The 24,122-nt window shown below is 72.8% G+C and carries 23 protein-coding genes; 12 read left to right on the plus strand and 11 right to left on the minus strand.

Features of this window, described 5'->3' with window-relative positions; genetic code table 11:
* Positions 1-10 precede the first annotated feature (10 nt).
* Both WD341_RS14720 and WD341_RS14725 read left to right on the plus strand, forming a co-directional pair.
* A complete protein-coding gene (locus WD341_RS14720) occupies positions 11-1,717 on the plus strand; it encodes an AMP-binding protein (RefSeq protein WP_368426228.1) in 1,707 nt (568 codons plus the stop codon).
* Positions 1,718-1,760: 43 nt separating this feature from the next.
* Positions 1,761-2,768, plus strand: a complete 1,008-nt coding sequence (locus WD341_RS14725; protein WP_368426229.1) for a winged helix-turn-helix transcriptional regulator — start codon at positions 1,761-1,763, stop codon at positions 2,766-2,768.
* Between the two features lie 5 nt (positions 2,769-2,773).
* On the opposite strand, the gene WD341_RS14730 is transcribed toward WD341_RS14725, so the two are convergent.
* From WD341_RS14730 to WD341_RS14760, 7 genes are all read right to left on the minus strand, one after another.
* Complete coding sequence (locus tag WD341_RS14730; RefSeq protein ID WP_368426230.1) at positions 2,774-3,526, minus strand: SDR family NAD(P)-dependent oxidoreductase; 753 nt, start codon at positions 3,524-3,526, stop codon at positions 2,774-2,776.
* A gap of 11 nt (positions 3,527-3,537) precedes the next feature.
* Positions 3,538-5,931: a xanthine dehydrogenase family protein molybdopterin-binding subunit gene (locus tag WD341_RS14735; protein ID WP_368426231.1), complete on the minus strand. Its 2,394-nt coding sequence runs from the start codon at positions 5,929-5,931 to the stop codon at positions 3,538-3,540.
* 10 nt (positions 5,932-5,941) lie between these two features.
* Complete coding sequence (locus WD341_RS14740) at positions 5,942-6,703, minus strand: N-acyl homoserine lactonase family protein (RefSeq protein ID WP_368426232.1); 762 nt, start codon at positions 6,701-6,703, stop codon at positions 5,942-5,944.
* A complete protein-coding gene (locus WD341_RS14745) occupies positions 6,700-7,176 on the minus strand; it encodes a (2Fe-2S)-binding protein (RefSeq protein WP_368426253.1) in 477 nt (158 codons plus the stop codon). Before WD341_RS14745 ends, WD341_RS14740 begins: the two co-directional genes overlap by 4 nt.
* Before the next feature lie 20 nt (positions 7,177-7,196).
* Positions 7,197-8,072 (minus strand): xanthine dehydrogenase family protein subunit M, encoded by an 876-nt coding sequence (locus WD341_RS14750; RefSeq protein WP_368426233.1) that lies wholly within the window; start codon positions 8,070-8,072, stop codon positions 7,197-7,199.
* A gap of 6 nt (positions 8,073-8,078) precedes the next feature.
* Entirely contained in the window at positions 8,079-8,888 is an 810-nt protein-coding gene (locus WD341_RS14755; RefSeq protein ID WP_368426234.1) for an enoyl-CoA hydratase-related protein, read from the minus strand.
* Positions 8,889-9,063: 175 nt separating this feature from the next.
* Positions 9,064-10,095: a winged helix-turn-helix transcriptional regulator gene (locus WD341_RS14760; RefSeq protein WP_368426235.1), complete on the minus strand. Its 1,032-nt coding sequence runs from the start codon at positions 10,093-10,095 to the stop codon at positions 9,064-9,066.
* A gap of 327 nt (positions 10,096-10,422) precedes the next feature.
* Between WD341_RS14760 and WD341_RS14765 the strand changes: the two genes are divergently transcribed.
* On the plus strand, positions 10,423-10,821 hold the full coding sequence (locus WD341_RS14765; RefSeq protein ID WP_368426236.1) for a DUF983 domain-containing protein: 399 nt from the start codon (positions 10,423-10,425) through the stop codon (positions 10,819-10,821).
* Positions 10,822-10,830: 9 nt separating this feature from the next.
* Here the strand turns inward: WD341_RS14765 and WD341_RS14770 are convergent, their stop codons facing one another.
* The 3 genes from WD341_RS14770 to WD341_RS14780 all read right to left on the minus strand — a co-directional run bounded on the left by WD341_RS14770 (position 10,831) and on the right by WD341_RS14780 (position 13,899).
* A complete protein-coding gene (locus WD341_RS14770; protein WP_368426237.1) occupies positions 10,831-12,561 on the minus strand; it encodes a SulP family inorganic anion transporter in 1,731 nt (576 codons plus the stop codon).
* A complete protein-coding gene (locus WD341_RS14775; protein WP_368426238.1) occupies positions 12,558-12,818 on the minus strand; it encodes a helix-turn-helix domain-containing protein in 261 nt (86 codons plus the stop codon). The genes WD341_RS14770 and WD341_RS14775 overlap by 4 nt, the downstream gene beginning before the upstream one ends.
* 133 nt (positions 12,819-12,951) lie before the next feature.
* A complete protein-coding gene (locus tag WD341_RS14780) occupies positions 12,952-13,899 on the minus strand; it encodes an acyltransferase domain-containing protein (RefSeq protein ID WP_368426239.1) in 948 nt (315 codons plus the stop codon).
* 211 nt (positions 13,900-14,110) lie between these two features.
* Between WD341_RS14780 and WD341_RS14785 the strand changes: the two genes are divergently transcribed.
* Both WD341_RS14785 and WD341_RS14790 read left to right on the plus strand, forming a co-directional pair.
* On the plus strand, positions 14,111-15,154 hold the full coding sequence (locus WD341_RS14785; protein ID WP_368426240.1) for an NAD-dependent epimerase/dehydratase family protein: 1,044 nt from the start codon (positions 14,111-14,113) through the stop codon (positions 15,152-15,154).
* Between the two features lie 4 nt (positions 15,155-15,158).
* Complete coding sequence (locus WD341_RS14790; protein ID WP_368426241.1) at positions 15,159-16,013, plus strand: GNAT family N-acetyltransferase; 855 nt, start codon at positions 15,159-15,161, stop codon at positions 16,011-16,013.
* A gap of 67 nt (positions 16,014-16,080) precedes the next feature.
* On the opposite strand, the gene WD341_RS14795 is transcribed toward WD341_RS14790, so the two are convergent.
* The gene (locus tag WD341_RS14795) at positions 16,081-17,091 is read right to left on the minus strand and encodes an ABC transporter substrate-binding protein (protein ID WP_368426242.1); all 1,011 of its coding nucleotides are present in this window, start codon (positions 17,089-17,091) and stop codon (positions 16,081-16,083) included.
* 188 nt (positions 17,092-17,279) lie between these two features.
* Between WD341_RS14795 and WD341_RS14800 the strand changes: the two genes are divergently transcribed.
* The 7 genes from WD341_RS14800 to WD341_RS14830 all read left to right on the plus strand — a co-directional run bounded on the left by WD341_RS14800 (position 17,280) and on the right by WD341_RS14830 (position 24,071).
* Complete coding sequence (locus tag WD341_RS14800) at positions 17,280-17,990, plus strand: TetR/AcrR family transcriptional regulator (RefSeq protein ID WP_368426243.1); 711 nt, start codon at positions 17,280-17,282, stop codon at positions 17,988-17,990.
* A 2-nt stretch (positions 17,991-17,992) separates the two neighbouring features.
* Entirely contained in the window at positions 17,993-19,057 is a 1,065-nt protein-coding gene (locus WD341_RS14805; RefSeq protein WP_368426244.1) for a dihydrodipicolinate synthase family protein, read from the plus strand.
* 268 nt (positions 19,058-19,325) lie between these two features.
* Positions 19,326-20,000: an ABC transporter ATP-binding protein gene (locus WD341_RS14810; protein ID WP_368426245.1), complete on the plus strand. Its 675-nt coding sequence runs from the start codon at positions 19,326-19,328 to the stop codon at positions 19,998-20,000.
* A gap of 8 nt (positions 20,001-20,008) precedes the next feature.
* Positions 20,009-21,163: a Gfo/Idh/MocA family protein gene (locus tag WD341_RS14815; RefSeq protein WP_368426246.1), complete on the plus strand. Its 1,155-nt coding sequence runs from the start codon at positions 20,009-20,011 to the stop codon at positions 21,161-21,163.
* Between the two features lie 4 nt (positions 21,164-21,167).
* The gene (locus tag WD341_RS14820; RefSeq protein WP_368426247.1) at positions 21,168-22,343 is read left to right on the plus strand and encodes a dihydrodipicolinate synthase family protein; all 1,176 of its coding nucleotides are present in this window, start codon (positions 21,168-21,170) and stop codon (positions 22,341-22,343) included.
* Positions 22,344-22,440: 97 nt separating this feature from the next.
* Positions 22,441-23,451 carry a Bug family tripartite tricarboxylate transporter substrate binding protein gene (locus tag WD341_RS14825; RefSeq protein ID WP_368426248.1) on the plus strand — a complete coding sequence of 337 codons (1,011 nt, stop codon included), beginning with the start codon at positions 22,441-22,443 and terminating at the stop codon, positions 23,449-23,451.
* Positions 23,452-23,561: 110 nt separating this feature from the next.
* Positions 23,562-24,071: a tripartite tricarboxylate transporter TctB family protein gene (locus tag WD341_RS14830; RefSeq protein WP_368426249.1), complete on the plus strand. Its 510-nt coding sequence runs from the start codon at positions 23,562-23,564 to the stop codon at positions 24,069-24,071.
* Positions 24,072-24,122 lie beyond the last annotated feature (51 nt).

A 24,122-nucleotide genomic window follows, 5' to 3' on the forward strand; every position in this document is an offset into this window, starting at 1 on the left:
ACCGCAGCCGATGACTCCCGACAGCTCAGGCGGCACCCGCGCCCGCTCGGTCGCCGCCCCCTTGCCCGCCTACGTCTCGGGCGTCGCCGACAGGCCGTTGCTCGGCATGACCATCGGCGCTGCGCTGCACCGAGCCGCGGAGCGGCACCCCACCGGGCAGGCGATCGTCAGCGCCTTCCAGGGCCGCGCGCTCAGCTACACCGGTCTCGACGCCGCCGCCGACCAGGTCGCGGCGGCGCTGCTGGCCCGCGGCGTGACGGCCGGCGACCGCGTCGCGATCTGGAGCGCCAACCGCCTGGAGTGGCTGCTCGCCCACCACGGCGCGGTCCGCGTCGGCGCCGTCGTGGTCACGGTCAACCCGGCCTTCCGCGGCGAGGAGCTGGCCTACATCCTGGAAGACTCGGGCACCTCCCTGCTGATCGCCGCGCCCGGCTTCCGCAGCTACTCCTTCACCCGCGCCATCGCCGAGGTCCGGCCGCGCCTGCCGGCGCTGCGGCACGTCGTGGTCTTCGAGAGGCCTGGGGGCGACGACGAGGAGCGGAGCGGCATCGACGAGCGCTGGACCGACTTCCTCGCCGCCGGCGGCGACCGCGATGCGGTGCGCGCGGCCGAGAGCGGCGTCGCCTTCGACGACCCCTGCAGCCTGCAGTACACCTCCGGCACCACGGGCCGCCCCAAGGGCGCCCTGCTGACCCACCACAACATCCTGAACAACGGCTACTTCGTCGGCCTGCGCCAGCACCTGGGGCCGAGCGACCGGATCTGCCTGCCGGTGCCCTTCTTCCACTGCTTCGGCGTCGTCCTGGGCGGCATGGCGGCGCTCGCCCACGGCAGCGCCCTGGTGCTGCCGGGCGAGAGCTTCGACCCCGTCGAGACCCTGCGCACCATCGCCGCCGAGCGCTGCACCTCGCTCTACGGCGTGCCGATGATGTTCATCGCGATGCAGGGTCATCCGGAGTTCGGCCGCTACGACCTCTCGTCGCTGCGCACCGGCTGCATGGGCGCCGCGCCCTGCCCGCTCAAGACCATGCGCGACGCGGTCGAGCGCATGAACATGCGCCAGATCACCGTCGTCTACGGCATGACCGAGACCTCGCCGATCTCCTTCCAGTCGCTGGCGGACGACGACCTGGAGACGCGGATCTCGACCGTCGGCGCGATCCAGCCGCACCTCGAGGCCAAGGTCGTAGACCCGGTGAGCGGGCGCATCGTCGCGCGCGGCGAGCGCGGCGAGCTCTGCGTGCGCGGCTACTCGGTGATGCGCGGCTACTGGCAACGCCCCGAGGCGACGGCCGAGGCGATCGACGCCGGCGGCTGGATGCACTCGGGCGACCTGGCGGTGATGAAGGACAGCGGCTACCTGCAGATCGTCGGGCGGCTCAAGGACACGATCATCCGCGGCGGCGAGAACATCTATCCGCGCGAGATCGAGGAGTTCCTGCTGACCCTGCCGCCGGTCGCGGAGGCCTACGTCTTCGGCCTGCCGGACGAGCGCTACGGCGAGGAGGTCTGCGCCTGGGTGCGCCTCAAGCCGGACGCCGCCGTCGACGGCGAGGCCCTGCGCGCGCTATGCCACGGGCGGATCGCGAGCTTCAAGATTCCCCGCACCTTCCGCTTCGTCGCCGAGTTCCCGGCGACCGCCAGCGGCAAGGTACAGAAGTACCGGATGCGTGAGCAGGAGCTGGCGCTGCACGAGTCCGAGTCGGCCGACACCTGAGCGCCAGGAGACCGCCGCGACGAGACCAGGGAGCCCCCGCGCGATGCCGCTCGACTGGACCGCGACCGAGGCCGCCGCGATGGCGGTGCCGTGCGACGCCGGTGCGCCGCGCCCCGACAGGACGGCCCCGGCGGGCTGCGAGCGCGACTCGACGATCTCCGACACCCTGCAGATCCTGGCCGACCCCTGGCGCTTCCTCGTGATCCGCGAAGCCTTCTTCGGCGCCCGGCGGTTCGGTGAGTTCGCCGCACAGCTCGGCATCCCGCGCGCGACCCTGGCCAAGAACCTGGCTCGCCTGGTCGATAGCGGAATCTTCGAGGAGCGGGCGCTGGCCCCCGGCAGCTCCTGGAAGCGCTACGTCCTGTCGGAGCGTGGCCTCGACCTCTACGAGATCTTCCTCGGCCTGATGTGGTACGGCGACAAGTGGCTGTGCGACGGCCTGCCGCCGGTCGCGCTGTTCCACCTGCCCTCGCGCAGCTGGTTCTCGCCGCGCATCGCCTGGCGGCACAACCGCAGCCCGGTCGACCCGCGCAGCGTCCTGTTCCGAATCCGCGAGGGCTACTGGCGGCCGCGCCAGCCGCCCGGCGCGCGCAGCCGGCGCCTGTCCCGCTCCGCCGAGCCACGCGGCCGCCGGCCCTGCTCCGTCGAGCGCACGCTCTCGATCGTCGGCGACCGATGGACCTTCCTGATTCTCCAGGAGTTCTTCCACGGCAACAAGCGCTTCGAGGACTTCACCCGGAACCTCGGGATCGCCTCGAACATCCTGGCGGACCGGCTGAACAACCTGGTCGCCGGCGGCCTGATCGAGCGCGCACCCGAGGGCGGCGGCTACGCCCTGACCGGCAAGGGCCTCGACATCTACGGGCCGATGATCCTGATGAAGAGCTGGGGCGACCGCTGGTGCCGCGGCGAGGGGGAGATCACGGCCCGCTTCGTCGCCCGGGCCGGCGGCACGGTCACCCGGGCCGTGGTCCTGGTGCCCGGCTGGGACGGGCCGCTTCGCGCCCGCGAGATGCGCTACCTGACCAGCTACGGCGCGCCCACCCCCTAGCCGAATCAGACCATCGAAAAGCCGCCGCTGATCGAGATCGTCTGACCGCTGATCCAGCCGCCGTGCGGCGAGGCGAGCAGCGCCACCATGGGCGCCACGTCCTCCGGCTGGCCGAGGCGGCGCAGCGGGTAGAGGCGGGTCAGCTTCTCGCGGTTGGCATCGACCCAGTCGCGGGCGTGGGCGGTCTCGACCAGCCCCAGCGACACGGTGTTGGCGGTCACGCCGGAGCGGCCGAGCTCGCGCGCCAGCGACTTCATCAGCGCGACCACCCCGGCGCGCGCCGCCGCGACCACCGCGAGCCCCGACTCGCCGACCCGCGAGGAATCGCCGATCACGCTGACGATCCGGCCGTGGCCGCCGGCCTCCAGGTGCGGCGCCGCGGCGTGGCAGCAGTGGAGCGCGCCGTAGAGGCAGGTGTCGATCTGGCGGCGCCACTCCTCCGGGGTGGTCTCCAGGAAGCGCTTGCGCAGCGCCAGGCCGGCGTTGTTGACCAGGATGTCGAGCCCCCCGAAATCGGCGACCACCGCCTCGACGAGGGCGATCACGGCGGCATGGTCGGCGACGTCGGCCTGGTAGGCCCGGGCGCGGCCGCCGGCGCCCTCGATCTCGGCGACGACCGCGGCGGCCTCGTCGGCCGATCCGCGGTAGTTGACCGCGACCGCCGCACCCTCCGCGGCCAGCGTCAGCGCGATCTCGCGCCCGACGTCGCGCGCGCCGCCGGTGACCAGCGCGACCCTGCCCTCGAGTCCCAGTTCCATGACCTCTTTCCTCAGCTATTTCCTGGCGTTTCGCCCTGGGCCCGCCGGATCAGGCGGAACAGGCGCTCCGGCGTCGCCGGCAGCTCGTCGATCTCGATGTTGAGCGGCAGCAGCGCATCGGAGAGGGCGTTGGCGATCGCCGCCGGCGCGCCGATCGTGCCGCCCTCGCCCATGCCCCGGAAGCCACCGAGCGTGGTCGGCGACTCGCTCTCCAGGTGGACCACCGTCATCGGCGGCACCTCGGGCGCCGCCGGGATCAGGTAGTCGACCAGGCTGGCGGTCAGGTTCTGGCCGTCGGCGTCGTAGACGACCTCCTCGTAGAGCGCGGCTCCGATGCCCTGGGCGACGCCGCCGTGGACCTGGCCGTCGACGATCATGGGGTTGATCAGCCGCCCGCAGTCCTCGGCGACCAGGAAGCGGCCAAGCCGGACGCGGTAGGTCTCGGGATCGATCTCCAGGGTCGCGACATGGGTCGCGGAGGTCGTGGTGCCGTAGTAGGGGTCGTAGAGCCGGGTCGCCTCGAGCTCCTCGCGCGCCTCGTGCGGGATCCGGCCGATCTCCGAATAGACCGCCCGCGCGATCTCGCGGAAGCTCAGCGAGCGGTCGGTGCCGACGACGGCGACCCGGCCGTCGCGGGCCTCCAGGTCGCCCTCCGCCGCCTCCAGCAGGTGGCCGGCGGCGCGCAGCAGCTTCTCCTTGACCGCGCGCGAGGCGAGGATCGCGGCGCCGCCGGCCAGGACCGCGCCGCGGCTGGCGTAGGTGCCGGTGGCGTTGGCGACGGCGTCGCTGTCGCCCTGGACGATGCGGATGTCCTCCAGGCGCGCGCCGAGGGTATCGGCCACGACCTGCGCCAGCGTCGTCTCCAGGCCCTGGCCGTGGGAAGCGATGCCGACCGCCGCGGTGATTCCGCCGGTCGAGTCCATGCGGATCGAGGCGGTCTCGGTGCCGGTGTTGATCGGCATGCCAGGCGCCACCGAGATCTTGGAGCCGATGCCGGTCAGCTCGGCGTAGGAGGCGATGCCGATGCCGAACCAGCGGCCCTCGGCGCGCGCCGCCCGCTGCCGCTCGCGCAACGCCGGGTAGTCGAGCCCGGCGCAGGCCGCCTCCAGGCACTCGGTGAAGCCGGAGCGGTCCCAGACGATGCCCGAGCCGATCTTGTAGGGGAAATCCTCGGGCCGCACGAAGTTGCGCAGGCGGATCTCCTTGGGGTCGAGGCCCAGGCGACGGGCCGCCTTGTCCATCAGCCGCTCGGTGGCGAAGACCGCGGCCGGTCGGCCGACGCCGCGGTAGGGCCCGGTCGGCGCCTTCGAGGTCGCGACGGCACGGACGTGGGCCTGATAGTGCTCGATCCGGTAGGGCCCGGGCAGGAAGCCGACGACCTGGACCGGCTCCAGCCCGGCGGTCCAGGGGTAGATCGAGTAGGCGCCGACATCGCCCAGCACCTCGGCGCGCAGCGCCAGCACGCGGCCGTCGGCATCGAGCGCCAGCTCCGCCTCGATGATCTCGTCGAAGCCCTGGCTGGTGCTGGTCAGGTCCTCCAGCCGGTCGCTGGTCCACTTGACCGGCCGGCCGAGCTTGCGCGCCAGCACCGAGACCAGGATCTCTTCGGGATAGAGCGAGCCCTTGCCGCCGAAGCTGCCGCCGACGTCGGGCGCGACCACCCGCAGGCGGTGGCCGGGCAAGTCGAGCGCCTCGCAGAGCGCGTCGCGCAGAATCCCGGGAATGCCGGTCGCGCTGTGCAAAGCCAGCGAGCCGCGGCCGGCGTCCCACTCGGCCAGGCAGACCCGGTTCTCGATCGCGCCGGGGCTCTTGCGCCGGAAGCGGAAGCGGCCGCCGACGCGATGCGCCGCCGCGGCGAAGGCGGAGTCGGCGTCGCCCCGCGCGAAGCTCCGCTCGACCAGAACGTTGCTGCCAATCTCCTCGTGCAGCAGCGGCGCGCCCTCGGCGGCGGCGGCCTCGGGATCGATCACCGTGCCGAGCGGCTCGAAGTCGATGTCGATCAGCTCCAGCGCATCCTCGGCGAGGTAGCGGCTCTCCGCGAGCACGGCGACCACGGCCTCGCCGACGAAGCGGACCTTGCCCTCGGCCAGCGGCCGGATCGGCGTGCCGTGGTAGCTGGCCATGCGCGAGGCGGCGACCAGCGGCCGGGCCAGGCCCTCCAGGTCGGCCGCCGTGACCACCGCGACGACGCCCGGCGCGGCACGCGCCGCCGCCAGCTCGACGCCACGGATCCGGGCATGGGAGACGTCGCTGCGCCGGAAGGCGACGTGGAGCGTGCGCGGCGGCTGCAGGTCGTCGACGTAGCGGCCCTGGCCAGCCAGCAGGCGCGGATCCTCGGTGCGCCGGATCCGGGCGCCGATGCTCTTGGGGCGGGCCGCCAGGTTGTCCGGGCCCGCATCGCTCACCGGGCCCGCCTCAGTCATAGGCCTCCGGCCCCTTGCGCAGGCCCTGCCACTGCGCGTCGTCATGGCCGCAGAGGACCGTGGCGCCGCCGGCCTCGAGGCGCCGGATCTCGGCCAGGGTGCCGGTCAGCACGTCGGCGTCCCAGGTGTTCCGCGGGATCACCTCGCGGTCGAGGTTCTCGCGGAAGGGCACGGCGTCGGAGGCGAGCAGGAAGCTGCCGCTGCGCTCCAGCGCCGCCAGCACGCCGATCAGCCCGACCGTGTGCCCGGGCAGCGGCAGCAGCACGATCCGACCGTCGCCGAACAGGTCGCGCTGGCCGGTGACCGTGTCCATCGGCATGGGGTGGTCCCAGTCGGCGGGCAGATAGCCCGAGGCCGCCGCCTCGGGCGAGCGCGCCAGCGCCAGCTCCTTCTCGTGGACCAGGAAGGTCGCCTTGCGGAAGTAGCCGTTGCAGCCGCAGTGGTCCGGATGGAAGTGCGAGTTGATGACGACGTCGATGTCGTCGGGCGCCAAGCCGAGCGACTCCAGGCCCGCGGGCAACGTGCCCTCGGGCCCCATCAGCGGCACCATGGCCCGCGCTAGGTTGCCCCAGCGCGCCTCGGCGTCGCTGCACACCGAGGGATGGCAGCCGGTGTCGAACAGCACGTTGCCCTGGGCATGGCGCAGCAGCACGCAGGACACCGGCAGCTCGACCGTCTCGGCGCGGTCGGCCTCGGGAAAGTAGATCGACTTCTTCATGCGCAGCCGGCCGCCGGACAGGATGTGCATCTTCATGGCGGTCCCTCCCTCTTGCCTTCGCGCGCCAGGCGCTCGGCGGCGGCGCGTACCGCCGCGACGATGTGCTCGTAGCCGGTGCAGCGGCAGAGGTTGCCCGACAGCCCCTCGCGCAGCTCGGCGTCGGTGGCGCCGGGCCGGGTCTCCAGCAGATCCAGGGCGGTCATCAGCATGCCCGGCGTGCAGAAGCCGCACTGCAGGGCGTGGTGCTCGCGGAAGGCCTCCTGCAGCGGCGACAGGGCCTCGGCCGTGCCCAGGCCCTCGACCGTGACGATCTCGCTGCCCTCGGCCTGGACCGCGAAGGTCAGGCAGGCGCGCGCCGTGCGGCCGTCGAGGCGGACCGTGCAGGCGCCGCAGACGCCCTGCTCGCAGCCGACGTGGGTACCGGTCAAGCCGAGCATCTGGCGCAGGAAGTCGCTGAGCAGCAGGCGCGGCTCGACCGCCTCCTCGACCGGGCTGCCATTGACCGTCATCCGGACCAGGCGCTTGCCGGTCACGCCGCCTCTCCCGCCGCGCGGGCCAGCGCGGTCTGCAGGGTTCGCCGCGTCAGCACGCCGGCGAGGTGGCGGCGATAGTCGGCGGAGGCGTGCAGGTCGGTGTTCGGCTGCACCCGGGCACGCACCGCCTCGGCGGCCGCGGCGAGCAGCGCCTCGCCGGGCGCCTCGCCCTCGAGCAGGGCCTCGGCCGCCTCGGCGCGCAGCGCCGTCTCGTCGACGCCCATCAGCGCGATGCGCGGCTCGGCGATGCGCCCGCCCTCGAGGCGCAGGGTGACGGCGACCGCCGCCAGGGCGAAGTCGCCCGAGCGCCGTGCCAGCTCCTCGAAGGCCCAGCCGCTGCCCGCGGCCGGGCGTCGGAAGGCGACCTCGACGACCAGCTCGTCCTCGGCCAGGTCGGTGGTGAGCGCGCCCAGGAAGAAGTCGCGCGCCGCGACGCGGCGCCCGCCCGCCGGTGCGGCGGTGACGATCTCGGCCTCGAGCAGCAGCGCGATCATGGGCAGCTCGGCGGCCGGGTCCGCGTGGCTCAGGCTGCCGCCCAGCGTGCCGCGGTTGCGGATCGCGAGATGCGCGACCTCGGCCATGGCGGCGCTCAGCACCGGCAGGTGCCGGCGCAGCTCCGGCGAGGCCTCCTGCCGCCAGTGGCGCGTCAAGGCACCGACGCGCACGCGCTCCGCCTCGACCTCGATGAAGTCGAGCCCGGGGATGCGGTTGACGTCGACCAGCAGCGACGGCTGCAGCAGGCGGAAGTTCAGCATCGGCACCAGGCTCTGGCCGCCGGCGACGATCTTGGCCTCGCCGCCGGCCGCGCCGAGCGCCTCCAGCGCCTGCTCGACACTCTCGACCGCCAGATACTCGAAGGCTGCGGGCTTCATCGGCGCTCAGCGGCCGGTGAAGGCGGGAGGGCGCTTGCCGGCGAAGGCCTCGCGCCCCTCGCGGTAGTCGTCGCTCCGCGAGGCGCGGTCGATGACCGCCTGGGCGGCGGCCGGGTCGAGCGGCTCCTCCCCGACCGCGAGGCCGTTCAGGATGAACTTGGCCCCGGCGATCGAGAGCGGCGCGTTCTCGGCGAGCCCCTCCAGGAAATCCTGCGCCGCCGCCGCCGGCGCGCGCGCGCGGCGCTCGGCGAGGCCCATGGCCACGGCCGCCTCGGCGCCGAAGCGCTCGGCGGAGAAGAGGATGCGCTTGGCGGCGCTCAGCCCGACCAGGGCGAGCAGCCGGCGCGTGCTGGCGACGCCGTAGACGATCGACAGGCGCGCCGCCGGGATGCCGAGCGCCGCGTCGGGCGCGACGAAGCGAAAGTCGCAGGCCAGGGCAAGGTGGCAACCGCCGCCCAGGCAGTAGCCCTCGATGGCGGCGACGACCGGCTTGGGCGTGGCGGCGATCGCCGTCGAGGCGGCGTCGACCGCGACCTCGTACTCGAGGCTCTGCTCGGCCGTCGCGCGGACGCTGGCGAACTCCGCGATGTCGGCGCCGACGCTGAAGTTGCCGCCGGCGCCGGTCAACAGGATGCCGCGCAACGCCTCGTCGCGGCCGAGCGCCTCGAACAGACGGGCGAGCTCGCGCCACATCTCCAGGCTCACGGCGTTGCGGCGGTCCGGGCGGTTCAGGGTCACGGTCGCGATCCGCCCCGCGACCAACAGGGCAACGGCGGGCGCCGCGCCGCCCGCGAGCTGCGAGACCGCCCCGCTCATGACGGAGCCGCGGCCCCGGCGCCGCGCAGGCAGGTCCCGATCGACTGGCAACTCAGGCTCTGCACCGCACGCGGCTCCCCTTCGGCAAACATGACTTTCATTAATAGACTATTCGTCCAAGGAGCTGTCAAGGCGCGCCCCGTCCGCAGCCGGGCCGTCACCGGCGCGGGCGCCGTCACTTCACCGCCAGGGCGGCCTCGTCGGGATAGTTCATCCGGTAGCCCATGGCGCGGGGCTCGATCGGCTTGCCGCAGCGGTCGCAGAGCATGACCGGGGTGAAGTCCTGGCCGCAGTCGCGATGGGTCAGCACCAGCGGCGGCTCGCCGCCCGACAGCCAGCGATCGCCCCAGGCCATCATCATGATCATCGAGCCGTAGAGGTCGCGGCCCTGGGCGCTGAGCCGGTAGTCGAAGCGCTCGGGCAGGTCCTGGTACTTGCGCCGCTCCAGGATGCCGTCGGCGGCCAGCCGCGCCAGGCGGTCGGCCAGGATGTTGGAGGCGATGTTGAGGTTGGCCTGGAGCTCGTCGAAGCGCTGCGCGCCGAAGAAGCATTGGCGGATCACCATGAAGCTCCAGCGGTCGCCGATGATCTGCAGGGTGCGGGCGACCGAGCAGGGCCGGCCGCGCTCGAACTGCGAGGGATCCGAGGAGCGCCGCGAGCGCCTGCCCGGCTCCAGCGGCAGGCTGCCGGCGCCGGGACCGTCGCGGTAGGTGACGCGGGTCGCGCTGACCGCGCCGCCGCAGGCCGAACAGGCGACCTGGGGGTGGCAGTCGCAGCCGCAGTCCTTGTGGACCAGCGTCAGCGGCGCCCCCCCGGCGTCGGCCAGCCAGCGGTCGCCGAAGCCGAGCAGGGCGATGAAGCTGGCATAGAGGTCGAGCCCGATCCGCGTCAGGCGGTATTCGTGGCGGCTCGAGGTTTCGGAATAGCGGACCTGGCGCAGGATGCCCTGGCGGGTCAGCTTCTTCAGGCGCTCGGTCAGGGTGCCGCGCGGCAGGCCGAGGCGCGCACGGAAGGTCTCGAAGCGGCGCGCACCGAAGAAGGCCTCGCGGATCACCAGGAAGGTCCAGGCGTCCGAGAGAATGCCGACGGTGCGCCCGACCGAGCAGTTGCGCTCGCGCGGCCTGGCGCCGCCGGCCGGCTTGGCACGCCCGGGGCGTGGCTTGGCGGACTCCTCGGAAGGCTCCCCGGAGAACACGGCCTTGCTCACGGCTGCGCCCGGCTCCCGGCCTGACCGAACGGGCGAGGGTGCCGGCCGAAACCGGACGTGGCGGCGAGCGTGTCGTGGTGATGTTCCATAAGCGCCATTTAGGCCGTGGGTGTCGGTGCCGGCAAGACTTTCAAGCCTCGATTGCGGTGCCGCGGTGCCGCACCCGCCCGGTGCCGCCGAGCGCTCTCGCCGCGTCCAATGGAAGCAGCCCCGGCCGCTCCGGGCGCCGTGCTGTCCAACCATGGCAATGCCGGCTAAGGTTCCGGCACCCTCCCCGGCCGCCCCCTCGCCGCGCCACGGGAGCCGGCAGCCTGGAGGTTCCGAGCCATGACGATCGCCAAGGCAGCCGCCGGCAGCGGCTCCCCTCGGCCGAGCCTCGGCCTGGCGATGCGCCGCGGCCTGCTCGGCCGCTGCCCGAACTGCGGCCGCACGCGCCTGCTCGCCGGCTACCTGAAGCAGGTCGAGGCCTGCTCGGCCTGCGGCGAGACCTACGGTCACCTGCGCCCCGACGACGCCGCGCCCTGGCTGACCATCCTAATGGTCGGCCACATTCTCGTCCCGCTGGCGCTGCTCGTCGAAGCCGAGCGGACCTGGCCGGACTGGATCTCGAAGACGCTCTGGCCGCTGCTCGCGCTGGCCCTCGCCCTGGTTATCCTGCCGCGCGCCCGCGGGCTGTTCCTGAGCCTGATCTGGTCGACCCGCGGCCCCGGCTCCGAGCGCGACTGAGCGCCGCGCTCAGGCCCCCGCCGGCGCAGCCAGGCTGCGGCGGCCCTCGGCGACGGCCTCCTCGATCGAGCGGGCGAAGGTGACCCGGGGCGGCTCGATGCCGTGCGCGACCAGCTCGCGGCGGACCTCGGCGGAGGTGCCGGCGAGCAGCACCCGGACGCCGCGCTGGCTCGCCTTGCGCGCCAGCCCCTCCAGGGTGTTGGCAGCGGTCGAGTCGAGGAAGGGCACGGCGGCGAAGTCGACGACCAGCACCCTGTGGCTGTCGGCGATGCGGTCGAGCACGCTGCCGATGGAGGCGGCCGCGCCGAAGAAGAAGGCGCCGGAGATCCGGTAGACGACGATGTCGGGATCGGTCGCCGTCGCCTCGTCGTAGGGCCGCCGGCCGCCGTTGGCGCTGTCGGCCCGGTCCTCCGGCACGAAGGGCGTGTGGCTCTCGATCGCCGTGGTCTTGGACATGCGGTGGATGAACAGTACCGAGCCGAGGGCGAAGCCGACGACGATGGCCTCGGTGAGGTCGCGGAAGACGGTCAGGCCGAAGGTCGTCAGCAGCACCGCGGCGTCGCCGCGCGAGGCCCGCAGCAGGGTAGCGAAGGCCTGCTTCTCGACCATGTTCCAGGCGACCACGGCGAGCACGCCGGCCAAGCTGGCCAGCGGGATGAAGCTGGCGAGCGGCGCCGCGACCAGCACGAAGAGCAGCAGGAAGGCAGCGTGCAGGATGCCGGCGACCGGTCCGTGCGCGCCGGCGCGCACGTTGGTCGCGGTGCGGGCGATCGTGCCGGTGACGCAGATCCCGCCGAACAGGGCCGAGCCGACATTGGCGACGCCCTGGGCCAGCAGCTCGCAGTTCGAGCGGTGGCGGCGCCCGGTCATGCCGTCGGCGACCACGGCCGACAGCAGCGATTCGATCGAGCCGAGCAGCGCGAAGGCGAGCGCGCTCGGCAGGACGGCGACCGCCTTGGCGACGCTGAGCTCGGGCAGGGCCGGCAGCGGCAGGCTGCCGGGGATGCCGCCGAAGCGCGTGCCGATCGTCTCGACCGGCAGGCCGAGCAGGGCGCTGGCGGCCGCGGTGCCGGCGACGGCGACCAGCATGCCCGGCACCTGGGGCCAGAGCCGCTTCAGGCCGAGGATTGTGGCGATGGTCGCCAGCGACAGCACGACGGTCGCGGCATCGAGGCTCGGCAGGCCCTGCCAGAGCGCCGGCAGCTTCTCGAGCAGCGGCCCCGGCTCCGGCCCCGGCAAGGTCAGGCCGAGCAGCTCGCGGAGCTGGCTGGCGAAGATGATGACGGCGATACCGGCGGTGAAGCCGACGGTGACCGGATAGGGGATGAACTTGATGTAGGTGCCGAGCCGCAGCAGGCCGAGCGCTGCCAGGATCAGGCCCGACAGGGCGGTCGCCAGGATCAGGCCGTCGATGCCGTGGGCCTGGACCGTGGCGGCGACCAGCACGATGAAGGCGCCGGCCGGCCCGCCGATCTGGAAGCGGCTGCCGCCGAGCGCCGAGACCAGGAAGCCGCCGACGATCGCCGTGTAGAGCCCCTGGGCGGGCGAAGCCCCGGAGGCGATGGCGATCGCCATCGACAGCGGCAGGGCGACGATGGCGACGGTGAGCCCGGCGACGGCGTCGGCGCGGAACTGGGCCGGGCCGTAGCCCTCGCGCAGGATGGTGACCAGCTTGGGCGTGAACAGTTCGCGGAAGCTGGGCGTCGCTCGCCGCGGCTGCGCCGGGCCGCTCTCGCTCACGGCCTGCGCTCGCGGGCCTTGAGGCGCACGCCGCGCCCGCCGCCGAGGCTCGGGGCGTCCTCGCCGATCAGTTCGACGCCAGACCGCTCGAGCGCCTCGACGACCCGGGTCAGCGACTCGACGACGCCGCGCACGTTGCCCTGGCTGGCCTCCATGCGCTGGATCGTCGGCAGCGAGACGCCGGCGAGCGCCGCCAGCGTCTTCTGGTCGAGGCCTAGCAACGCCCGGGCGGCGCGCAGCTGGGCAGCCGTCATCATCGGGGATGCCTCGTGCGATGTCTCATCGCACAAGTACAGATCATCTAGGATGATGTCTCAAGCGTCACTTCTGCCTGTCCAGGGGTGCAAGAATCGCAAGGCTCGGAAGGCGGGCCCCGGCGTCGTCCGGAATTCAGCGCGCGCCGAGCAGCCGCTCCAGGTTCTGGCGGGAGGTGCCGAAGGGGGTCACGGTCATGGCGACCTCGGACTGCGAGCCGGGCGCCAGGGCGTACTTGACGAAGGTGCCGAGGGTGCCGGACGGCCCCAGGTCTAGGTAGCGGAAGGGACCGCGCGCCTCGAGCACCGGCAGCGCCAGGTCGAAGCCCACCGGGCCGCTGAAGGTCCGCCACAGGACCTCGGCGCTGGGCGCTCCCGTGGTCCTGCCGTCGGACGCGGAGACGACCTCGATGCCGCCCGGAACGGTTGCCATGGCGGCCAGGGCGGCGCGCGTCGCTTCGCCGGCCGGCTCGATCAGCGGCGAGTGGTAGGCGAACTCCACGGGCAGCTGCTGGAAAGTGACCTGGGCTTCGGACAGCCGGGCCTGCAGCCGCTCGATCTCGGGCACCCCGCCGCTGACGACGAAGTGGCCCGGGAAGTTGCGCGCCGCGATCCAGGTGCCGGCGAACCAATCGGGCCGGCGCTCGACCAGCGCGGCTTCCGCCAGCACCGCCAGCATGGCGCCGGGCGGCGCGCGCTCCTCCAGCGCCTCGGCCATGCGCACCGTCAGGTCCAGGACGTCCTCCAGGCCCAGGGTGCCGGCGACGACGCCGGCGGTGAGCTCGCCGAGGCTGTAGCCGAGCAGCAGGTCCGGCCGCTGGCCGCGCGCCTGCAGGAGGCGCGCCACGCCGAGTTGCACGGCGAGGATCGCTGGGCTGGAGTGGCGGGTCCGCTCGAAGGGCGCGAAGCGGTCGGGCCGCTGGCGGTAGATCTCTTCGTCGAGCCGCAGGCCGAGCCGCGGGGCCAGGATCTCGCCGCAGGTTTCCAGGGTGCGGCGGAAGACCGGCTCGCTCTCGTAGAGGTCCCTGGCCATGCCGAAGTACTGCGAGCCCTGGCCCGAAAACATCCAGACGACCGGCTTCATGCTGCTCCCTGTCTCCTCGAGGCGCGCGGGCCCTGGCGGCGCGCGGAAGATCGCGGCGGCGCCGCGGCGCGCGATCCTAGAGCAAGGGCCCGCTGCTTCGAAACAGCGGGGATGCACCCGGGCGGCACTTGCCTCCAGATGCGGGTTGCCGGCTCCACGCCGGGTGCGCATGCTGGTATGAACCGGACGGTTAACAACGAGGGAAATGTCGATGACGCAGACCGCGCCCGACCGCCTGCCGGCGGGCTTCGCCGACGAGGCCGCGCTCGAGGAGTTCATGACCCGGCCCGACCCGGCGCTGGTCGCAGACCTGGCCGCCCTCGAAGGCGACCTGGTCGTGCTCGGCGTCGGCGGCAAGATGGGCCCGACGCTGGCGCGCCTGGCCAAGCGGGCGGCACCCGACAAGCGCGTCGTCGGCGTCGCCCGCTTCAGCGAGCCCGGCCTCGCCGAAGCGCTGGAGCGCGGCGGCGTCGAGCCGGTCGCCGCCGACCTGCTCGACCGCTCGGCCGTGGCCAGGCTGCCGGACGCGGCCAACGTGGTCTTCATGGCCGGCCGCAAGTTCGGCTCCCATGGCGCCGAGCACCTGACCTGGGCCATGAACGCCCTGGTCCCCGGCTACGTCGCCGAGCGCTACCGCGACAGCCGCATCGCCGCCTTCTCGACCGGCTGCGTCTATCCCTTCACCGACGTCACGCGCCAGGGCCCGGACGAGTCGGTGGCGCCGAACCCGCCGCCGGGCGAGTACGCCAACTCCTGCCTGGGGCGCGAGCGGGTCTTCGAGTACCACTCCCACGCCCACGGCACGCCGGGGCGGATCATCCGCCTGAACTACGCCATCGACCTGCGCTACGGCGTCCTGCACGACGTCGCCAGCAAGGTCTGGGCCGGCGAGCCGGTCGACGTCGCCATGGGCCATGTCAACGTGATCTGGCAGGGCGACGCCAACGCCCAGGTGCTGCGCAGCCTGCGCCACGCGACGACCCCGACCAGCCCGCTCAACGTCACCGGGCCGGAGGTCCTGTCGGTGCGCTGGCTCGCCGAGCGCTTCGCCGAGCGCTTCGGCAAGCCGGTGCGGATCGTCGGGCAGGAGGCGCCGCAGGCCTGGCTGAACAACGCGGCCCAGGCGCAGGCGCTGTTCGGCTACCCGCGCGTGCCGCTGGCGACGATGATCGACTGGCAGGCCGACTGGATCTCCGGGGGCGGCCGCAGCCTGGGCAAGCCGACCCATTTCGAGACCCGCGACGGCAAGTACTGAGGCGATGGCGTGCGAGCGGGCGGTGCCGGGCCTGCCCGAGGGCCTCGAGGCGGTCGCGCTGGCGGCTGCGCCCGAGGCCGAACGCCTGGCGCTCTCGTGCGAGGCCGGCTGGAACCAGACGCCGGCCGACTGGCACCGCCTCCTGGGGCTCGGCCTCGGCTTCGGCCTCGCCGAGCGCGGCGGCCCCCTGGTCGCCAGCGCCGTGCTGCTGCCCTACGACCGGGACATCGCCTGGATCTCCATGGTGCTGGTCACCGCGCGCTGGCGGCGGCGCGGCCTGGCCTCGCTGCTGATGGGCCGGGCGGTCGCCGAGGGGCAGGCGCTGGCGCGCGCGCTTTTCCTCGACGCGACGCCCGACGGCGTCGCCGTCTACCGCGCCCTCGGCTTCCTGGAGGGCCAGGCGATCACGCGCTGGCACCGGCCCGCCGCGGCGGGCGCGGAGGCCCCGCCGGCCCGGGCGGAGGACGTCGGGCGCGACGCCTGGGCGGCGGCCTGCGCGCGCGACGCCCGGGCCATGGGCGCACCGCGCGGCGCCCTGCTGGAGGCGCTCGCCGGCGACGGGCGACGGATCCTGCGCTCCGGCGGCAGCCTGCTGCTGCGGCCCGGGCGCCTCGCCGGGCAGGTCGGGCCACTGATCGCCGAGGATCGGGCGACGGCGGAGGGCCTCCTGGCCGAGGGCCTGGCCGCGCTCGGCGGCGGTGCCGCCTTCCTCGACGCCCGCGACGGCGCCGGTCTCGAAGCCGTCCTGCAGGCCGCGGGCTTCACGCCGCAGCGGCCCTTCCTGCGCATGCACCTGGGCAGGCCGCCGGCCGGCGAGCCGGCGCTGCTGTGGCTGACCGCCGGCCCGGAGTTCGGGTGAGCCGGAACGCGAAGCGGCGCCCGGCCGGGGCCGGACGCCGCAAGGCTCGTTGCGCCGACGCGAGCCGTCAGTCGGGCATCTTGATCGAGGTGTCGATGAACTCGTTGGTGTAGGCGCTCTCGACCTCGAAGGGGTTCTTGATCTCGAAGTACTGGTCGACCAGCGCGTAGTCGTCGGTCATGCGCGCCTCCTCGAAATGCCCGAGGCCGACGGTCCGGGAGTGCTCGTTGCTCATCAGCTCGGTGACCAGCTCCCAGTTCTGCAGCTCGTTGTCCTGCTTCAGGCCGGTGTTGGCCGCGACCAGGGCCGCGACGCAGGCCTCCGGCTCCTCGACGCAGTGCGCGAAGGCCTTCTGGGTGACCTCGACGAAGGCGCGCACCGCCTCGGGGTTCTCCTCCAGGAACTCGGCGTTGGCGATCAGCGAGTTGCCGTAGGGGTTCACGCCGACCTCGGCCCAGGAGACGAAGCCCATGTCGTCGCCGAGCTGGGCCTGGAAGATGTGGTGGATGTTGTAGAAGGAGGTGGTGACGTCGATCGAGCCCGCCTTGAGCGCCGAAAGCTTGGCGTTGGCCTGGACGTTGATCCACTGGACCGAGTCCGCCTCGATGCCGACGGCTTGGGCGAAGGCCGGGAACATCGCGCGGGCGGCGTCGCCCGGCGGGTTGCCGATCTTCTTGCCGGGGAAGTCCTTCGGCCCCTCGATGCCCGACGACTTCAGCCAGTAGAAGCCCTGCGGCGTGTTGGCGTAGACGTTCATGATGGCGACGACCTCGGCGCCCTCGCCCTTGGCGATCAGCACCACGCCCATGTCGGCGAGGCCGAGCTCGTTGGAGCCGATGCCGACGCGCTGGGCGGCGAGCTGCGAGCCCTTGCCCTGCTCGATGTCGAGGTCGAGGCCGGCGGCCTCGTACCACCCCTCCTGCTTGGCGTAGTAGTAGGGCGCGTGGTCGCCGCCGGCGATCCAGTTCAGGATCAGCGAGGCCTCGACCGTGTCGGCGGCCCTGGCCGGCGCGGGCGCGGCGAGCAGAAGGCCGGCGGCGCCGAGCAGCGCGACCGCGAGAGAGCGTTCGATTCTCATTGGCATCCTCCCAGTTCGGCGGGGTCCGAGCCGGTGCGGGCCACGCCGCCGGATGGATCCCGGGTTTTCGTTGTCGACAGGCGCGAAACTTGCCGGCGAAACAGGCTGGACGCGGAAGTAACCAGCTGGTTATTTGATTGTCAGTGCCTCGGCACGGCCTTGTCAACGAGGGAGCGACGGAAGCCGCGATGGCCGGCATCATCAGCCGCGAAGCGCGGGCCGCCAAGGGCGAGCCGGAGCGCAACGTCGTGACCCGCGATCCCGAGCGGACACGCCGGGCGATCCTGGCCGCCGCGACCGCCGAGTTCGCCGCCCACGGCTACGGCGGCGCCAGCGTCAACGCCGTCGCCGAGCGCGCCGGCATCAACAAGCGCATGCTCTACCACTACTACGGCAACAAGCAGGACCTGTTCCTGGTCGTGCTGGAGGAGGCCTACGCCGACATCCGCAGCTCCGAGCGGCGCCTCAGCCTGACCGACCTGGAGCCGCTGGAGGCGATGCGCCGCCTGGTGCTCTTCACCTGGCGCTACTACCTCGACAACCCCGCCTTCATCAGCCTGCTCAACACCGAGAACCTCTACGAGGCGCAGCACCTGCGCCGCTCCGAGAACATCCGCGCGCTGCACTCGCCGCTGGTCGACACGCTGGACGCGCTGCTGCGCCGCGGCGTGGCGGCGGGCGTGTTCCGCGCCGGTGTCGATCCCGTGCACCTCTACATCTCGATCGCCAGCCTCGGGTTCTTCTATCTCTCGAACGCCCACACGCTCTCGACGATCTTCGGCCGCGACCTGCGCGCCGCCGCGGCGCTCGAGGAGCGCGGCGAGCACATCGTCGAGGTGATCCTGGGCTACCTGCGCCCCGACACCCTGCGCCCCGACACCGACCGCAAGGAGGCCTGACCATGGCGCGCCGCCGCGACGAGATTCCCGAGGAGGTGGCCCGGCTGATCGCCGCGGGCACGGTGATACCGGCTCATCCGCTCGCGCTCGACGCCGAGCGGCGCCTCGACGAGCGGCGGCAGCGCGCGCTGACCCGCTACTACCTCGACGCCGGCGCCGGCGGCCTGGCGGTCGGCGTCCACACGACGCAGTTCGCGATCCGCGAGGTCGGCCTCTACGAGCCGGTGCTCGCGCTCGCCGCCGAGACCGCCGCCGCCTGGACCGACCGCCCGGTGGCAATGGTCGCCGGCCTCGCCGGCCGCACCGAGCAGGCCTGTCGCGAGGCCGAGATCGCCGCCGGCCTGGGCTACCACGCCGGCCTGCTGTCGCTGGCCGCCTTCGAGGGCGCGAGCACGGCCGAGATGCTGGCGCACTGCCAGGCCGTCGCCGAGCGCATCCCGCTGTTCGGCTTCTACCTGCAGACCGCGGTCGGGGGCGTGCGCCTGCCGGTCGAGTTCTGGCGCGGCTTCGCCGCCATCGACAACGTCGTCGGCATCAAGATGGCGCCCTTCAACCGCTACCAGACCCTCGACGTGATCCGCGGCGTCGCCGAGGCCGGGGCCGCCGGGCGCGTCGCGCTCTACACCGGCAACGACGACCACATCGTCGCCGACCTGCTGACGCCCTTCCCGGTGCGCGACAACCGCGGCGGCGAGAGCGAGCTGCGCATCGTCGGCGGCCTGCTCGGCCACTGGTGCGTCTGGACTTCCTCGGCGGTGGAGATCCACCGCCGCTGCCGCGCGGCGGTCGCCGCCGGCTCGATCGAGCCGGAGCTGCTGGCGCTCGACGCGCGGGTCACGGAGTGCAACGCGGCGGTCTTCGACGTCGCCAACGACTTCGCCGGGGTGATCTGCGGCGTCCACGAGATCCTGCGCCGCCAGGGCCTGCTGGCGGGCACCTGGTGCCTCGACCCCGACGAGGCGCTCGGGCCGGGACAGGCCGAGCGCATCGACGACATCTACGCCCGCCACGGCGACCTCGCCGACGACGCCTTCGTCGCCGCCAACCTCGAGCGCTGGCTGGCATGAGCGGCGCGGCCCGAGCCGGCTTGACGCCCCCGGCGCCTTGTGATCGACTTGTAACCAGTCGGTTACTAAGCCGGCGCCGCGGCCGCAGGGCGCAGCAAGACGCCGTTCGCAACCAGGGAGGACGACCATCGGCTCGCTAGCGACAGAGGGAGCGGGGAAGCCGCGCGGCGGCGCGCCGGCCTCCGGTGCGCCCTTCATCCAGCTCGACAACGTCCGCAAGGTCTATCGCAGCGGCAGCGAGGAGTTCCTCGCCGTCTCCGACGTCACCATGACGGTCTCGGAGGGCGAGCTGGTCTCGCTGGTCGGGCCGTCGGGCTGCGGCAAGACGACCGTCCTGAAGATCCTGGCCGGCCTGCACGAGCACGACGGCGGCGAGGTGCGGATCGGCGCCGAGGACCGCCTGGTGCCGGGCCGCGACATCGGCATGGTGTTCCAGCAGGCGCTGTTGCTGAAGTGGCGCCGGATCCTGGAGAACGTGCTGCTGCCGGCCGAAATCCTCGGCCTGCCGATGAAGGCGGCGCGCGAGCGGGCCCGCGACCTGCTGGAAATGGTCGGCCTGACCGATGCCGCCGACAAGTATCCCTACGAGCTGTCCGGCGGCATGCAGCAGCGCGCGGCGATCGCCCGCGCCCTGGTCCACGACCCCAAGCTGGTGCTGATGGACGAGCCCTTCGGCGCGCTCGACGCGCTGACCCGGGAGAAGATGAACCTGGAGCTGCTGCGCATCTGGTCGCAGAGCGGCAAGACCATCGTCTTCGTCACCCACTCGATCCAGGAAGCGATCTTCCTGTCGACCCACTGCGCCGTGCTGACCGCCGGCCCGGCCCGCATGGCCGACTACTTCGAGGTCGAGCTGCCCTACCCGCGCAAGCTCGACGTCAAGTCCACGGAGGCCTTCGGCGTCTACGCGCGCCGCCTCTACCAGCGTCTCGGCATGGAGTGACAGCGTCTATGGCAACCCGCCGCCTCGGCCTCATCATGAACGGCATCACCGGACGCATGGGCTACAACCAGCACCTGGTCCGCTCGATCGTCGCGATCCGCGAAGCCGGCGGCGTCCTGCTGGCCAACGGCGACCGGGTCCTGCCCGACCCGATCCTGGTCGGCCGCAATGCCGCCAAGGTCGAGGCCCTGGCCAAGCGGCACGGCATCGAGCGCTGGACGAGCGACCTCGACGCCGCCCTGGCCGACCCCGAGGACGAGCTCTTCTTCGACGCCGCGACGACGCAGCTGCGCGCCGAGCTGGTCGGCCGCGCGCTCGACGCCGGCAAGCACGTCTACTGCGAGAAGCCGGTCGCCGACACCCTGGAGGTCGCGCTCGAGCTCGCGCGCAAGGCCAAGGCCTCGGGCCTCAAGCACGGCGTCGTCCAGGACAAGCTCTACCTGCCGGGCCTGCGCAAGCTGAAGCTCCTGATCGATTCCGGCTACTTCGGCCGGATCCTGTCGGTGCGCGGCGAGTTCGGCTACTGGGTGTTCGAGGGCGACTGGGGCATGCCGGCGCAGCGGCCGAGCTGGAACTACCGCAAGGCCGACGGCGGCGGCATCATCCTCGACATGCTCTGCCACTGGCGCTACGTGCTCGACAACCTGTTCGGGCCGGTGCGCGCGCTGACCTGCCTGGGCGCCGTCCACATCCCGGAGCGGGTCGACGAGCAGGGCGAGCCCTACCGGGCCGACGCCGACGACGCCGCCTACGCGACCTTCGAGATCGAGGGCGGCATCGTCGCCCACATCAACTCCTCCTGGTGCGTGCGGCCGCGGCGCGACGACCTGGTGACCTTCCAGGTCGACGGCACCCACGGCTCGGCCGTCGCCGGCCTGACCTCCTGCGTCACCCAGCACCGGGTCAACACGCCCAAGCCGGTGTGGAACCCGGACGTGCCCCAGACCATCGACCTCTACGACGCCTGGGAGGACGTGCCCGACAACCAGCTCTACGAGAACGGCTTCAAGCTGCAGTGGGAGGACTTCATCCGCCACCTCGCCGAGGACGCACCCTGGAAGTTCGACCTGACCGCCGGCGCGCGCGGCGTGCAGCTCGCCGAGCTGGGCCTGAAGAGCTGGGCCGAGCGGCGCTGGCTCGACGTGCCCGACCTGGAGGTCTGAGCTCTTGGTCGAGATCGCGCTGCCGACCGCCGACCGCCGCCTCGAGCGCTACCGGCTCGGCGAGCCCTCGCCCTACTGGACGGCCGGGGGCGAGGCCCGCGGCCCCTTCAACCGGGTCGCCATCGCTGCCGCCCACGTCGTCGCCGACCCGCTCGCCGAGCAGGACCCCTGGGTCGAGCCGGCGATCGACTGGGACCGCACCCTGGCCTACCGCGAGGCGCTCTGGGACCTCGGCCTGGGCGTCGCCGAGGCGATGGACACGGCGCAGCGCGGCATGGGCCTGGGCTGGCCCCAGGCCAAGGAGCTGATCGCCCGCGCGCTCGAGCGGGCCAGGGCGCGCGGCGACGACCCGGTGATCGCCAGCGGCGCCGGCACCGACCACCTCGAGGCCGGCCCCGGGGTCACCCTGGACCAGGTCGTCGCCGCCTACGAGGAGCAGGTCTCGACGGTCGAGGGACTCGGCGGTCGCGTCATCCTGATGGCCAGCCGCGCGCTCGCCAAAGCAGCCCGGGGGCCGGAGGACTACCAGAAGGTCTACGGCCACATCCTGTCGCAGGTCAGCCGGCCGGTGATCATCCACTGGCTCGGCGAGATGTTCGACCCGGCGCTGGAGGGCTACTGGGGCTCGGGCGACCACCTGGCCGCGATGGACACCTGCCTGTCGGTGCTGCAGGACAACGCCGACAAGATCGACGGCGTGAAGATCTCGCTGCTGTCCAAGGACAAGGAGATCGCCATGCGCCGCCGCCTGCCGGCGGGCGTGCGCATGTACACCGGCGACGACTTCAACTACGCCGAGCTGATCCACGGCGACGAGCAGGGCCATTCGGACGCCCTGCTCGGCATCTTCGACCCGATCGCGCCGGCCGCCTCGGCCGCGCTCGGCGCGCTCGCGCGCGGCGAGGACAAGGCCTTCTTCGAGATCCTGGAGCCGACGGTGGCGCTCAGCCGCCACGTCTTCCGGGCGCCGACCCGCTTCTACAAGACCGGCGTCGTCTTCCTGGCCTACCTCAACGGCTTCCAGGATCACTTCGTCATGGTCGGCGGCCAGCAGAGCGCCCGCTCGCTGCTGCATCTCGCCGAGCTGCTGCGCCTTGCCGACAAGGCGCGCGTGCTGCGCGACCCCGAGCTGGCCGCCCGGCGGATGCGCGAGGTCATGGCGGTCCAGGGCCTCGCCTGAGCCGCCGTCGGGAGATCCGGCGGCGCGAGCCTCGCGCGGCCGGGACAAAGCGCCGCGGACCCGAATGCCGCGGCCGACAGGAGGGAGGACAGAAAGCATGTTGCGGACTCTCGCTACGCTCGCCGTCTCCGGCACCCTGGTGGCGCTGGCCGGCACCGCGGCGGCCCAGGACTACGCCTGGAAGCCCGACCGCCCGATCACCATCGTCGTGCCCTGGGGCGCGGGCGGCGCCACCGACCAGGTCAGCCGGGTTACCGCCGGGGTGCTGGAGGAGGCGCTCGGCCAGAAGGTCGTGGTCGTCAACACGCCCGGCGCGTCAGGCTCGATCGGCAAGAAGAACGTCTGGGAGGCCGAGCGCGACGGCTACACCTGGGCGGCCGGCGCGCCCAAGCAGCTCGGCACCTACAAGCTGCTCGGCATGTGGGACACCTGGGTCGAGGACTGGCATCTCTACACCACGGTCACCAACGTGCCGATGGTCAGCGTCAATCCCGACACGCCCTACGAGACCATGGACGACCTGCTGGCGGCCATGAAGGACAAGGAAGTGCCGGTCGCGACGGCCGGCGCCGGCTCCTCCGGCCACGCCGCGATCGAGGCGCTGAAGGCGGCGACCGGCCTCAACTACCGCCACGTCAGCTACGACGGCGGCAACCCGGCGATCATCGCCACCGTGTCGGGCGAGGCCGAGGTCACCACGCAGCTCGCCTCGGAGCAGTCGGAGATGGTGCGCGGCAAGCGCCTGCGGCCGCTCGCCGTGCTCGCCGACACGCCACTCGAGATCGAGGGCTACGGCACGGTGCCGCCGATCACCGACTTCCTGTCGGAGAAGCTGCCGCAGCTCGCGACCTCCTTCGGCATCTTCATCCCCAAGGAGGGCACGCCGCCCGAGGTCATCGAGACCATGAACGAGATCTGGGAGACGGTGATCCCGAACTCCCCGGAGCTGAAGTCCTACGCGCTGAACCGCGGCGCGCTCTTCACGCCGGCCTACGGCGAAGCCGCCGACGCGCAGGTCTGGCCGGAGATTCAGGCCGACGCCTGGAGCTTCCACGAGGCCGGCCGGGCGACGATGTCGCCCGACGAAATGAACATCCCGAAGCCCTAGCCGCTTCGGGACGCCTCGGGCTCGAGTCCGGCGGGAGAGCGGAGGGCATCGGCCGCCCGCTCCCCCGCCGTCCGAGACACTTTCATGGGGAGCCGTTCCGGATCGCCTTGATGCCGCGCGCCGACTTCCTCTTCTCGCTGCTGCTGCTCGCCCTCGGCCTCGCGACCGTCGTCGAGTCCTGGCGCATGCCGCGGTTCGGGCACCTCGGCGTCCACCCCATGACCGCCCCCGGCCTGACGCCGGGCCTGCTCGGCGCGGTCATCGTGCTGCTTGCGGCCGTGCTGCTGGCCCGCTCGCTCGCCGCCGGCGGCTGGCGGCTCTCGGCCGGCAAGGACGCCGCCGCGCCGGCCGAGCCGGGCGAGCGCGGCTCGTCGGTCCGCCGGGTCGGCCTGGCGCTGCTGCTGACCGTCGGCTACGCCGGCGGGCTGGTCGGGCGCCTGCCCTTCTGGCTGGCGACGGCCCTCTTTGTCTTCCTCTTCATCCTGGCATTCGAGTGGCGGGCCGGGAGCGGCCGCGCGCAGCGCCTGCGCGGCCTGGCCGTCGCCGCGGTCCTGGCGGCTCTGACCGCGCTCGCCGTTACCTACCTGTTCGAGGAGATCTTCCTCGTGCGGCTGCCTTAGCCTGGATTTCTCATACTGGAAGGGGTCGTCACGTGGGTTATCGGCGGACAG

This window comes from Tistlia sp. (genome assembly GCF_040905785.1).
In the GTDB taxonomy this organism is placed as follows: Bacteria; Pseudomonadota; Alphaproteobacteria; order Kiloniellales; family DSM-21159; genus Tistlia.

What these genes read in the sequence shown, in the direction of transcription:
- WD341_RS14720 (WP_368426228.1), top strand. Translation starts at nt 11, where the DNA reads ATGACTCCCGACAGCTCAGGCGGCACCCGCGCCCGCTCGGTCGCCGCC.
- WD341_RS14725 (WP_368426229.1), top strand. Translation starts at nt 1,761, where the DNA reads ATGCCGCTCGACTGGACCGCGACCGAGGCCGCCGCGATGGCGGTGCCG.
- WD341_RS14730 (WP_368426230.1), bottom strand. Translation starts at nt 3,526, where the DNA reads ATGGAACTGGGACTCGAGGGCAGGGTCGCGCTGGTCACCGGCGGCGCG.
- WD341_RS14740 (WP_368426232.1), bottom strand. Translation starts at nt 6,703, where the DNA reads ATGAAGATGCACATCCTGTCCGGCGGCCGGCTGCGCATGAAGAAGTCG.
- WD341_RS14745 (WP_368426253.1), bottom strand. Translation starts at nt 7,176, where the DNA reads ATGACGGTCAATGGCAGCCCGGTCGAGGAGGCGGTCGAGCCGCGCCTG.
- WD341_RS14750 (WP_368426233.1), bottom strand. Translation starts at nt 8,072, where the DNA reads ATGAAGCCCGCAGCCTTCGAGTATCTGGCGGTCGAGAGTGTCGAGCAG.
- WD341_RS14755 (WP_368426234.1), bottom strand. Translation starts at nt 8,888, where the DNA reads ATGAGCGGGGCGGTCTCGCAGCTCGCGGGCGGCGCGGCGCCCGCCGTT.
- WD341_RS14765 (WP_368426236.1), top strand. Translation starts at nt 10,423, where the DNA reads ATGACGATCGCCAAGGCAGCCGCCGGCAGCGGCTCCCCTCGGCCGAGC.
- WD341_RS14775 (WP_368426238.1), bottom strand. Translation starts at nt 12,818, where the DNA reads ATGATGACGGCTGCCCAGCTGCGCGCCGCCCGGGCGTTGCTAGGCCTC.
- WD341_RS14780 (WP_368426239.1), bottom strand. Translation starts at nt 13,899, where the DNA reads ATGAAGCCGGTCGTCTGGATGTTTTCGGGCCAGGGCTCGCAGTACTTC.
- WD341_RS14785 (WP_368426240.1), top strand. Translation starts at nt 14,111, where the DNA reads ATGACGCAGACCGCGCCCGACCGCCTGCCGGCGGGCTTCGCCGACGAG.
- WD341_RS14790 (WP_368426241.1), top strand. Translation starts at nt 15,159, where the DNA reads ATGGCGTGCGAGCGGGCGGTGCCGGGCCTGCCCGAGGGCCTCGAGGCG.
- WD341_RS14795 (WP_368426242.1), bottom strand. Translation starts at nt 17,091, where the DNA reads ATGAGAATCGAACGCTCTCTCGCGGTCGCGCTGCTCGGCGCCGCCGGC.
- WD341_RS14800 (WP_368426243.1), top strand. Translation starts at nt 17,280, where the DNA reads ATGGCCGGCATCATCAGCCGCGAAGCGCGGGCCGCCAAGGGCGAGCCG.
- WD341_RS14805 (WP_368426244.1), top strand. Translation starts at nt 17,993, where the DNA reads ATGGCGCGCCGCCGCGACGAGATTCCCGAGGAGGTGGCCCGGCTGATC.
- WD341_RS14810 (WP_368426245.1), top strand. Translation starts at nt 19,326, where the DNA reads ATGACGGTCTCGGAGGGCGAGCTGGTCTCGCTGGTCGGGCCGTCGGGC.
- WD341_RS14815 (WP_368426246.1), top strand. Translation starts at nt 20,009, where the DNA reads ATGGCAACCCGCCGCCTCGGCCTCATCATGAACGGCATCACCGGACGC.
- WD341_RS14825 (WP_368426248.1), top strand. Translation starts at nt 22,441, where the DNA reads ATGTTGCGGACTCTCGCTACGCTCGCCGTCTCCGGCACCCTGGTGGCG.
- WD341_RS14830 (WP_368426249.1), top strand. Translation starts at nt 23,562, where the DNA reads ATGCCGCGCGCCGACTTCCTCTTCTCGCTGCTGCTGCTCGCCCTCGGC.